9 protein-coding genes are annotated in these 10,965 nt (G+C 35.6%); 5 read left to right on the plus strand and 4 right to left on the minus strand.

Annotated elements, in window-relative coordinates; all coding sequences use genetic code 11:
- Nucleotides 1–106: 106 nt before the first annotated feature.
- Nucleotides 107–1,039: an NAD-dependent epimerase/dehydratase family protein gene (locus tag BU038_RS10510; RefSeq protein ID WP_107606004.1), complete on the minus strand. Its 933-nt coding sequence runs from the start codon at nt 1,037–1,039 to the stop codon at nt 107–109.
- A 276-nt stretch (nt 1,040–1,315) separates the two neighbouring features.
- Between BU038_RS10510 and BU038_RS10515 the strand changes: the two genes are divergently transcribed.
- The 3 genes from BU038_RS10515 to BU038_RS10525 all read left to right on the plus strand — a co-directional run bounded on the left by BU038_RS10515 (nt 1,316) and on the right by BU038_RS10525 (nt 3,338).
- Nucleotides 1,316–2,038 carry a MerR family transcriptional regulator gene (locus BU038_RS10515; protein WP_107606005.1) on the plus strand — a complete coding sequence of 241 codons (723 nt, stop codon included), beginning with the start codon at nt 1,316–1,318 and terminating at the stop codon, nt 2,036–2,038.
- A gap of 16 nt (nt 2,039–2,054) precedes the next feature.
- A complete protein-coding gene (locus tag BU038_RS10520) occupies nt 2,055–2,594 on the plus strand; it encodes an ATP-binding cassette domain-containing protein (protein WP_107606006.1) in 540 nt (179 codons plus the stop codon).
- 117 nt (nt 2,595–2,711) lie between these two features.
- Entirely contained in the window at nt 2,712–3,338 is a 627-nt protein-coding gene (locus BU038_RS10525) for a viroplasmin family protein (RefSeq protein WP_107606007.1), read from the plus strand.
- A gap of 160 nt (nt 3,339–3,498) precedes the next feature.
- Here BU038_RS10525 and BU038_RS10530 read toward each other — a convergent pair whose 3' ends face one another.
- The 3 genes from BU038_RS10530 to BU038_RS10540 all read right to left on the minus strand — a co-directional run bounded on the left by BU038_RS10530 (nt 3,499) and on the right by BU038_RS10540 (nt 7,751).
- Complete coding sequence (locus BU038_RS10530; protein WP_107606008.1) at nt 3,499–4,677, minus strand: ImmA/IrrE family metallo-endopeptidase; 1,179 nt, start codon at nt 4,675–4,677, stop codon at nt 3,499–3,501.
- 163 nt (nt 4,678–4,840) lie between these two features.
- Entirely contained in the window at nt 4,841–6,088 is a 1,248-nt protein-coding gene (locus BU038_RS10535; protein ID WP_107606009.1) for a Zn-dependent hydrolase, read from the minus strand.
- Nucleotides 6,089–6,125: 37 nt separating this feature from the next.
- Nucleotides 6,126–7,751, minus strand: coding sequence for a PucR family transcriptional regulator (locus BU038_RS10540; RefSeq protein ID WP_107606010.1), 1,626 nt, complete (start codon nt 7,749–7,751; stop codon nt 6,126–6,128).
- Between the two features lie 192 nt (nt 7,752–7,943).
- On the opposite strand from BU038_RS10540, the gene allW reads away from it, so the two are divergent.
- Both allW and allB read left to right on the plus strand, forming a co-directional pair.
- Complete coding sequence (gene allW, locus BU038_RS10545) at nt 7,944–9,437, plus strand: allantoin permease (RefSeq protein WP_107606011.1); 1,494 nt, start codon at nt 7,944–7,946, stop codon at nt 9,435–9,437.
- The gene (gene allB, locus BU038_RS10550; RefSeq protein ID WP_107606012.1) at nt 9,427–10,788 is read left to right on the plus strand and encodes an allantoinase AllB; all 1,362 of its coding nucleotides are present in this window, start codon (nt 9,427–9,429) and stop codon (nt 10,786–10,788) included. The genes allW and allB overlap by 11 nt, the downstream gene beginning before the upstream one ends.
- The last annotated feature ends 177 nt before the right edge of the window (nt 10,789–10,965 follow it).

Raw genomic sequence — 10,965 nt, forward strand, 5'->3', positions numbered from 1 at the left:
GTAATATACAGAATAGAAGTTGATTTCTTATAAGTACCCTAATGAATTGAAATGCTAAAATTCCCAAGCGAACGATTGCCGCTTGGGAATTTTTTTTATTCTAAAGTTAATTTTTATTATATTCTAGGTATTCTGCGATCCCTTTAGAGACAGGGTAATCTGGTTGATAACCTAATGCTTTTAATGGTGTCACATCAGAACAAGAATGTTTGATATCTCCTGCACGTTCATCTTTAAATGAATAGTGAACCTCATAGCCGAAATAGTCTGAAAAGGCTTTGAAAACAGTCAGTAAATCTGTTTCATCTCCAGTACCTGCGTTATAAATCTTTCCGTTTGTTTCTTCTTTTTCCATCACAATCCAAATCGCTTGAAGTAAGTCTTTAATATAAATAAAGTCGCGCGTTTGTTTACCATCACCAAAGAAAGTAAAATCAGCTTTGTTTAAGAATTTTTGATTTAAAATTGATAATACACCCGAGTAGTCTGACTCCGGGTTTTGTCTTGGACCATAAACATTGAAGAAACGTAATGAAACAGTTGGTAAGTTATAAAGTGAATGATAAATCTTTGTATATTGTTCACTTGCGAATTTTTGTACTGCATATGGCGATAAAGGATTAATCTTAGAATCTGTTGATTTAGGTAAATCTGGTAAATCACCATAAATTGCAGCTGATGAAGCAAATAAGAATTTTTTCAAATTCGGGTTATGTTGACGGTTTGCCTCTAATAAATGAATCGTTGAATCGATATTGTCCCCATTAGATTCAACTGGTTTGCCCACAGTTTCTACGACACTGACCATTGCGGCTAAATGGAAGACATAATCGAATTGATGTACTTTCACAAGCTCTTCAAGCAGTTCAAAATCTTTTACGTCATTTTGGTAAAAATGATCTTCATCTATAAAAGGGATGTTTTCTCGTTTACCTGTAGAGAGGTTATCTACGACAAATACTTCTCCACCTTCGTTGTTAAATTTCTCTGCGATGTGCGAACCGATAAAACCAGCACCGCCTGTAATCAATACTTTCATAATAGGTACCTTCCTTATTAGAATATTTATATCTTACTTCTAATTTAATATGTACACGTCTAAAGTGTAGCATTATACTTTAAAAGTTGAAAGACAAAATACGTGTTAAACTATTAAGATTATGTAAATAAGAAAAGTGTTGTCATGACAAGGTTTATAAGACGTACGTCAGTCTGACTTTACATTAATTTAACAATAAAAAGCTTGCTTGTGACGCAACGTTATAGCGTAAGCTAAGAGTGTAGAGAAATTATAGAGCGTAAGGAGGAAGTTTGAATGGAATATTCAACAGGTGAATTAGCTAAAGCTTGTGAAGTGTCTGTTAGAACAGTGCAATATTATGATCAAAAAGGATTACTGAAACCAAGTCGTGTTGAACATAATCGCAGAGTATACAGCGAATCAGATAAAACACAATTAGAAAGTATTGTCTTATTAAAAAGTATGGGTGTATCGCTTCAAGAGATTCATCATATTCTAAATGAAGCAGAAGATACGGCGACATTAAAAGTATTATTGAAAAAGAAAGAAGTCGAATTAGAAAATACTTTAGCTCAAACAAAACAAAAATTAGAACGACTTCAAAAGTTAGATGAACTTGTAGGAGACGACAGTACAGGTTTACTGGATAATGCGCATCATTTTGAACAATTATCAACACGTATGGACCAAATGAGTCAAATTCGTCGTAATCTGTTGATGACTGGTTTTGCAGTCGGAGGTTATCAAATCAGTGCTTTGGTACGCGCATTGACTAAAAAAGATTGGAAGGTTTGGGCGAAAGCTATTCCGTTCAGAGTTCTTGTTGCGGCAGGCTTAACAGCGTATTACTATCAAAATGTCAGCTATGTTTGTCCAAATTGCCAAGCGGTCTTTAAACCTAATTTAAGTCACATGATTTTCGCTAATCATACGTTCAAAACGCGCAAACTCACATGTCCAAACTGCGGTGAAACGCATTATTGTATTGAGGTAGCGGATAACCATAAGTTGATTTGAAGAGAGGTTGATCACCATGATTGCGAAAGTTGAACATTTATCTAAAAGTTTTGGAGATATAAAAGTCATAAAGGATATTTCATTTGAGTTAGAAACAGGAAAAATTCATGCGATACTTGGGCCGAATGGTTCAGGAAAAACAACAACCATAAAATTGATGACTGGTTTATTAAAACCTGATAAAGGTGATGAGACCTTATTTAATCAATCTTTAGACCAACCGCATTTCAATGAAGTACGACAAGCTATGGCTGTCCAAAATGATGGGGCTTGGCTTTCTTTAATTCTGTTGATTATACCGTCAATGACGTTTCTTTCGATATGTCTCGTTATGATGGTTGCGAATAAAGCAAAAAGTATGAAGTCGGCACAAAGCGTGGCTTTATTCTTAGTTGTACCGATTATCGGTTTAATCATCTCTCAAGCATCAAGCATTATGCTGCTAGGTTATCAAACTATCTTAATCGCAGGTTTCGTTTTAATTATCTTAGATATCATTATCTTCTTATTACTTGTGAAGTCATTTAACAGAGACAAAATGGTTTCGGAATTATAAACATATAGATAGCTAGTAATACACGAAAAAAGATTGTGAAAAATCTTAGTTATCATTATGTATATTTTGAACAATAATGTATAATTAAAACACAACTTAGAATGAGGTGAAGTATTGATGGCATACTATGTAGTGAAAAAAGGTAGAAAAACTGGTATTTTTGATAACTATGACAAAGTTGAACCGTTAGTAAAAGGGTATAAGGGTGCAATTCATAAAAAATTTGATAACGAAGAAGAAGCGATAGCATTTTTAAACAAACCGGAAACAGAAGAAATGTTAGACGCGAACGGTGTTGAAAGATTAGTAGCTGACTTAAAAGATGATGAAGCGATTATTGTTACAGACGGATCATATGATTCAGATAAAGGTATTTACAGCTATGGTTATATATTAATATCAAATAAAGAAGGCGAAGTTGAATTTTCTGGTACTGGAAACGAAAGCAAGTACTCAGGAAGTTGGAATATCGCTGGTGAAGTAGTAGCAGTTTTAGATGGTTTGAAAACGTGTAAAGAGAAAGGTTATAAGAAAGTAAAAATTATTCATGATTTAATACATTTAAGTCGATGGGTAAACGGTGAATACAAAACAACTTCAGACATTGCCAAAGAGTATGTGAAAGAGATAGAGAATTATAAAAATGATTTAAAAATATTATTCTACAAAGTAAAAGGTCATAGTGGCGTTAAATATAATGAAAGAGCAGATGAACTTGCTGGAAAAGCTATTAAAGGTGAATAAACAATAGTTGAAAAATATCGCTTTTGTTTAAAAAAACATCATTGATGCTTATCTTTTCTGTGATCTATCAAAAAGAACGATTTTCATGTATTGTAATGAAAATCGTTCTTTTATTATGTTTTTAGTTCTTACCGTAAACTCTTTTTTGTTTCAACCCCTTTTATTCAAAAGAGTCATCAGTAGTGTCTATGAAATCGTATTTTAGAATTTCTTTAGGTTCTTTTTTAGTGAATTTATCAAATAAACTTTGATTGATGTTGACTAACTGTGTTAAAAATTCAGGTTCTACTTTTAAGACGTCTAACAATTTTTGTGGTGTAATGAGTTTTCTTACGAACATGTATTCTAAATGAGCAGTTATTTTTATTGGATGTCTGCGTGCTAGTGTATCATCTAAAGGTTCAACCGCTTCATAACACTTTTCATGAATCGCATGACAAAAAGCATTATATTGTTCAAATGTGAGTACTCCTAACTCATAAGCACGCTGACCCATGACTTTAATAGACACATACCACTTCTGTTTTAATGGCGTGTAATCATCTGGATTAGACAAGTTAGATACCTTTTTCAGATCTTCTTTAAATGCTTGTTCAGGCAATAGGAATGAAGAAACGAAGGTATTTGCTTCACGTTCTATGTCTTGAAATTCTTCATACGTGAGTAAATCAAATTGAATATGTTTATGTAACAGTAAGTGACCTAATTCATGTGCAACATCAAACATGCTTTTTACCGCATAATCGTTATTGCGGTTTAGAACGATATAAGGCATACCTTTTTCAGACCAAAAACTGAAAGGTTTCGCTTCGTTATTGATATTTGACTCACATATACATAGACCTGCTTTTTCTAACATGAATAACAACCTTAGATTCGATGGCTCTTTTATAAGTAATGCACGTGCTTTTTCAGCAGCATCTCTAACGAAATCGCTTTGGGTGTTAGCTTGATCATAAAGCTGTTCTATTTCATGTGTGATATCTAAAATCTGTTTAAAAGGTGATTTAACGAATCTTGATTGGAATTCTACAAAGTTCGCTAGATATACAGATTGGTAAAATTGTTGGGCGTGTGTATGAAAATCGTAGTTGCTTATAGAAACATGCCCGCGTTGTACTGTATTGGTTCTAGAAAAGACTGTATTTTCGGCTGTTAGATAACTGGTTCTTACTTTGAAAAATTGACTTAAAGCTAAGGTCAGATTGAAATCAAAAGGTGCATGCTTTTTCTCGCATTGTCTTAATTTATATTCACTTATATTTAATTGTTTGGCTAAAGTTTTATAACTGTAACCGTGTAGCTGACATAAGCGGACGAGTTGTTTTCTGATATTCATAGATGTTGTTTGCTCCTCTTATCGTTATGTAATTATGGTGGATTCTATTGGAGAGAGTTGTTTGCTATTTATTATTTTATTATACATAAAACCCGAGAGGAATCATGGAAATTTCTCTCGGGTTTGTTTTAATGGTTTAATTTTCAGTTCGTTGTTGTTGATTTTATTGTAGTTTGATGTCTGCTTTCGCCACTTCAATGACTGTATCAATAAGTGTTTGAATACCTTTTTCGATTTCTTCTGGTTCAACAGACTCTTTAGGTGAGTGACTGATACCGTCTTTACATGGGATGAACAACATGCTGGTAGGGCAGATTAATGCCATGTTCATGGAATCATGTCCCGCACCGCTGAACATGAAACGATAGCTATAGTCATGTTGTTCGCACACTTGTTTAGTAATTTGGGCAATTTCTGCATTCAGACCCACAGGCATATCTTGTCCTAAATCTTTCACTTCAGCTTGAATATTACGACGTTGTGTAATCTCTGAAATGGCTTGTTGGACTTCAGTCGCAACTTGTTCACGTGATTCTAATTCTTTACCTCTGATGTCAATCAATAATGTCACGTCGCCAGGGATAGCGTTCATGATATTAGGGAAGGCATCTAAATGACCGACTGTCGCAACGACACCTGCTTTATGGTAATGTTGTGCGATGGCTTCAACTTGTAAGATGATTTCTGATGCGGCAGTTAAAGCATCATAACGCATCGGCATCGGTGTTGAACCAGAATGACTTGTTTCACCTGTCAGTTTGACTTTGAAACGATGGGGCGCTGCGATATGTGTCACAATCCCAATGTCTTTGTGTTTGTTTTGTAAGATAGGTCCTTGTTCGATATGCAGTTCCAAGAAAGCTTTTAAGTCTCCTTGGTGATAAAAATCTTGTTCTGAAGGTAAGCTTTGTTTTAAAGTGTCGACTAATTGGAATAGCGTTTTGCCTTCATTATCTTTAATTTCTTTCATATCGTTTTGAGACAAGTTTCCTGTAATGTATTTACTGCCGAGTGTCGCAGTGTTGAAACGTGCAGATTCTTCTGCCGTGAAGGCGACAATTTCAATTGGATGATCTGTTTCAATTTGGTGTTCGTTTAAATGCAGCATGAGTTGCAAGGCTGCTACGACACCAAGTAAGCCATCGTAACGTCCGCCATCTTTTACGGTATCGATATGTGAGCCAATCATAACGGGTGGTAAGTTTGGTTGTTTGCCTTCTCTTCTTGCGATGACGTTGCCGAAGTAGTCGAAGCGGACATCTAGTCCCGCTTCTTGGCACAACATTGAGAATTTCAACGCAGCTAAGCGTTCAGCGTGACGGAAGGCGATGCGGTTTGTGCCGCCAGTTTCTGTATTAAAGCCATAGTTATTAAAAGTGTCTAAATGAGACATGACAGTGTCTAAATTCATGGAGCTCCCCCTGTTAAATTAATTAGTTAGTAACGTTTTATTGATCAAACAGTATTTCTTCTGATGCGTATAAAGCAAGACGAATATTTAAAGAATTGAATGGATCTTCCACAGTGCATCCTAAAATTTCTTCACAGTTCTTAATACGATATTTTACTGTGTTTCTATGAATGAACATTTTTTTCGCAGTTTTAGTGATGTCACATTGATAATCCATATACATTTTAAGCGTATCTTTTAATTCTTCGTCTTTTTTCGTTTTAGGATAGGCTAGGTCACCTAAAGTATGTTGAATGAAAGGTTTCAATTTACTTGGCGGTAACAACTGTAAAAGTTCTTTCATACTCTTTGATTGATAGAAGTTCATGAATGCTTTGCGTGCTTTATCTATACCACTTTCATAAGCCTCATTCGCTTCCATGAAGGACGTTGATAATTGAGAGAACTCTGTGACTCTATTACCAATCCCAAATGAAATACTGCTGTCGAAGAACTCATGATATTCTTGTTGAATATGTTTTAAGTAATTTAAATAATATTCATGCTTAGATTGTATTAATATCGCAAAGCGACGGTTGCTTGGCATACTATAAACACTGATACGTGAATCTAAATCTGTGAGTTTATGTATCAACCATGCATAAACAAATTGATAACGTTCTTCTACATATTGACTGTTTTCTAAATTATCCATCGGATCAATCGCACAAATAATGATTTGGTAATAATCGGAAGGATAAATGCCATATTGTTCAAATAGAATCGGGTGATTATGAACCGATAATGATTGATCAGAACGATTGGTGATTAGAGATTCAAAGAAACGATTAATATCTGAGTGTTCAGCTTCCTCAATCTTTTTATTTTTATATATCGCAAAGCTTAAAGTCGTCACAATCTGTTCAATCGTCAATAAACTGAAAGGATAAGACAGTTTATTGATATCTGACACCATTAAATAGTATGGGAAATAAGCATAGGCTTGTACTTTGAAAATCGCTACGTCATTCGTAAATTTCGTTTGATTACGTGTAATTGTATTAGCGTTTTCTGAACGTAAGTATTCTAAAAAGTATCGGATATGTTGTTGTTTTAACAAATTATTTTGTTGATAATGCCAGCTTTGTGAATCAACCATATAGAATGGATTGAATAACAGAACCGGTACGCCTAAGATTCGGCTCATTCTTTCAATCATTGTTTCGACACCGAAACCTTTAATCAGCATATCGTTTAGTTCTTCTTGAATATTCAAGGCATAGTTTAATTTAGCTGTTTGTTCATCTGAAATATAAGTTGAAATTTGTCTTGTGATTTCCCCTAAATTCCATTCTTCAGAGATTTCTATCAATGGAAATTTTAATTCATTTGCGTAATCAATCACGTCTTGATTGATATGTTTTAAATAACGAGACGTTTTAATACCTAACCCCGCGGTATCAATATCATTCAACTCTTTAATCATTTGTTTTAAGCCTTCTTGATTATCTTGAAACAGTAACCCTGTTGTGAGTATAAATGATTCTTTAGCTGTGTAATCTTTAATATCAATGTTTTCTGTGATGTCTAAGTGACGAACTTCTCTATGTAAATCCCCCTGATTATTAATGAGTTTTAATCCAGCGAAACTGGGTGCAGCGAGTATATTCTGCAACGTTGGCATTTAATCACCTTCCTTATAACTTTGTTTCTGAAATAAATTTTAACATGAAATGACATAATTTGTTCGAAATCGATAATTTTATAAAAAATTACTGTCAAACTGCACAAAGAAAAACGCTTCCAGTAACTGTAAAATTTTAAGTAAAGATTATACGTATAGTCATATTTATTCCAACTCAAAGGAGATATAGAAATGACGAAACAGGGGCAAGCGCAAAGCGGCATTCATGATGCGGCTTTCTTCGAACGCAGAGGCTATAACAAGGATGTTATGCCTAAAACAGGCAGCCAAAGAAATACATCAACATTCAACTTCTTTACCCTTTGGATGGGGGCTGTTCATAACATTCCAAACTATACAGCCGTAGGCGGATTTTTGCTACTAGGGCTTTCGCCGTTACAAGTTATCTTCGCATTGATCTTCAGCTCGTTTATCATTGCGTCGTTACTTGCAGTTAACGGTTATGCAGGTTCTAAGTACGGCATTCCATTTGCCATGCAGTTACGTCAAACGTACGGTGACATCGGGGCAAAACTTCCTGGTGTGTTACGTGGTGTGATTGCGGGTATTGGTTGGTTCGGTTTACAAACCTTCGCAGGCTCTCAAGCATTACTTATTTTGCTTATTAAAATCTTCCCGGGATTCGAGCATTTAGGTAATGGAACGACAATTTTAGGCATCACGATACCTGGTTTAATCGCATTTTTAGTATTCTGGGCTATTAACTTTGCGATTGGTATCGGCGGCGGTGACACATTAAATAAATTCACTGCAGTCTTAAACCCGTTAATTTACATTGTATTCGGCGGTATGGCAATCTGGGGCTTCATGGTTGCCGGCGGCTGGGATAACATCATGAACTACGAAATTACAACTAAATCAAGTGGTATTATCTATCCAGCTATCTTATCATTCATTTTAATTTTCAACTCAATGATGGGTGTATGGGCTGGACCAGGTTCAAGTGTTTCTGACTTTACGCAAAAAGCAGTTTCAACACGTGCACAAATTGTAGGACAAGTTTCAGGTATTGTAGTTGCACATTTACTATTCGCATTCAGTAGTGTGTTTATCATTATCGGTGGTTCTATTTTCATGGGTCATCAAGAATGGAATATCTTAACAATTATCAATAACTGGGATAGTATCTGGGCGATCTTAATCGCAACTGGGGTACTATTAATGACTACAATTTCTACGAACGCGACAAGTAATATCATTCCAGCAGCTTACCAATTAAGTGTATTAATGCCGAAATGGATTAACTATCGTCGTGGTGTAATTTTAGCTTCTGTTGTAAGTATTTTGATTATGCCTTGGAAATTAATGGAAAATGAAGATAGTATTTTCGTTTTCTTAAATATGATCGGTGCGATTTTAGGACCAGTTTCAGGTGTGTTAATCGTACACTTCTATTTAATCAACAGATGTAAAGTCGATATTGAAAGATTGTACTTTGACCTGAACGATCCAAATCATGGCGGATTAAGATTTAACTTCTCTGCTTATGTGGCAACGATTTTAGGTGTAGTTGTTTCACTATTAGGTTTCATTCCGAAATTCCAAGTCATTTCTGACTTCTCATGGTTTATCGGATTTATCATCGCAGGCGTTTCTTACATCATCTTATATGTGTTAGAAAAGAAATTTAGAAAGGATAAAGGAGAGAAAGCTAATGAAATATGATTTATTGATTAAAAATGGTCGTGTTATTTTAGACGAAGGCGAACAAGAAGTAGAAGTAGCTGTTAAAGACGGAAAAATCGCAGCAATTGGTCATGATTTAGGTGACGCAGAAAAAGTTATCGACGCAAAAGGACAAGTTGTTGCGCCAGGTATGGTAGATGCACACGTGCATATTACAGAACCAGGCGGCGGCTACCGTGACGAGTGGGAAGGCTACGAAACAGGATTGAAAGGTGCTGCAAAAGGTGGCGTAACTACAATTGTTGAAATGCCTTTAAACCAAGTACCAGCAACTACTGATAGAGCGTCAATCCAAGAAAAATTTGACGCAGGTAAAGGTAAATTATCAGCTGACGTAGCAAGCTATGGCGGTTTAGTACCTTATAACTTAGACGGTGGCATCCAAGAGCTAGACGAAGAAGGCGTAGTCGCTTACAAAGCTTTCCTAGCAACTTGTGGTGACCGTTCAATCGATGGCGACTTCGAAAACGTTGATGATTACTCACTTTACGAAGGTATGAAACAAATTGCGGAAACAGGTAAAATCTTATCTGTACACGCAGAAAACGCTGATATTACAGACCGTTTAGGCGAAATCGCTTATAAAAATGGTGAAAAATCAATGGCAGCTTACGTAGATTCAAGACCTGTATTCACAGAAGTTGAACCTATCCGTAAATTGATTTTATTCGCTAAAGAAACTGGATGCCGTTTACACATCGTTCACGTAGCATGTGAAGAAGGCGTTGATGAAGTCATCAAAGCACAACAAGAAGGTGTAGACGTAACATGTGAAACTTGTACACACTATCTATACTTCTACAAAGAAGAATTAGATGACATTGGTCCAGTTGTTAAATGTTCACCACCAATCCGCGAAGAATCACGCTTACCAGGTATGTGGGAACGTGTTATCAATGGTGACATCAACTTTGTAACATCTGACCACTCACCAAGTACACCTGACTTAAAAGATACTGACAACGCATTTGAAGCATGGGGCGGTATCGCAGGTATCCAAAATAACGTAGATATCTTATTTGACGAAGGTGTTCAAAAACGTGACCTATCACTTAAACGTTTCGCTGAAATCATTGCGACTGAACCTGCTAAACGTTTCGGCTTAGACAACAAAGGTAGTATCGCAGTTGGTAAAGATGCTGACTTCGTCTTCATCAAACCAGAATCTTCTTACACATTACAAGCTGAAGATTTAGAATATCGTAATAAACTAAGCCCATATGTAGGTCGTACAATCAACGCACAAGTTGCGAAAACAATCTTACGTGGTGAAGAAACTTACAGTCTTGAAGACGGTGTTTCTAATGACTTCCGTGGTGAATTTATCTAAGTCTTGGTAAATAAAAAATAAGTTTTTATACTGAGTAACAGTATAAAAAAGGGGCCGGGACATAATTGTTCTGGAACCTAATAAAAAGGACGATTTTCACATATAAAAATGAAAATCGTTCCTTTTTTATTTTGTCCAAGAAATTTTCAGCTCGTAGAGCTGCTAATTTCCTAATAT

This window comes from Staphylococcus simulans (assembly GCF_003043455.1).
Classification (GTDB): Bacteria; Bacillota; Bacilli; order Staphylococcales; family Staphylococcaceae; genus Staphylococcus; species Staphylococcus simulans_A.

Excerpts from the sequence above, each read along its gene's own strand:
- BU038_RS10530 (WP_107606008.1), bottom strand. The coding sequence starts at position 4,677 with ATGAATATCAGAAAACAACTCGTCCGCTTATGTCAGCTACACGGTTAC.
- BU038_RS10515 (WP_107606005.1), top strand. The coding sequence starts at position 1,316 with ATGGAATATTCAACAGGTGAATTAGCTAAAGCTTGTGAAGTGTCTGTT.
- allW (WP_107606011.1), top strand. The coding sequence starts at position 7,944 with ATGACGAAACAGGGGCAAGCGCAAAGCGGCATTCATGATGCGGCTTTC.
- BU038_RS10510 (WP_107606004.1), bottom strand. The coding sequence starts at position 1,039 with ATGAAAGTATTGATTACAGGCGGTGCTGGTTTTATCGGTTCGCACATC.
- allB (WP_107606012.1), top strand. The coding sequence starts at position 9,427 with ATGAAATATGATTTATTGATTAAAAATGGTCGTGTTATTTTAGACGAA.
- BU038_RS10520 (WP_107606006.1), top strand. The coding sequence starts at position 2,055 with ATGATTGCGAAAGTTGAACATTTATCTAAAAGTTTTGGAGATATAAAA.
- BU038_RS10540 (WP_107606010.1), bottom strand. The coding sequence starts at position 7,751 with ATGCCAACGTTGCAGAATATACTCGCTGCACCCAGTTTCGCTGGATTA.
- BU038_RS10525 (WP_107606007.1), top strand. The coding sequence starts at position 2,712 with ATGGCATACTATGTAGTGAAAAAAGGTAGAAAAACTGGTATTTTTGAT.
- BU038_RS10535 (WP_107606009.1), bottom strand. The coding sequence starts at position 6,088 with ATGAATTTAGACACTGTCATGTCTCATTTAGACACTTTTAATAACTAT.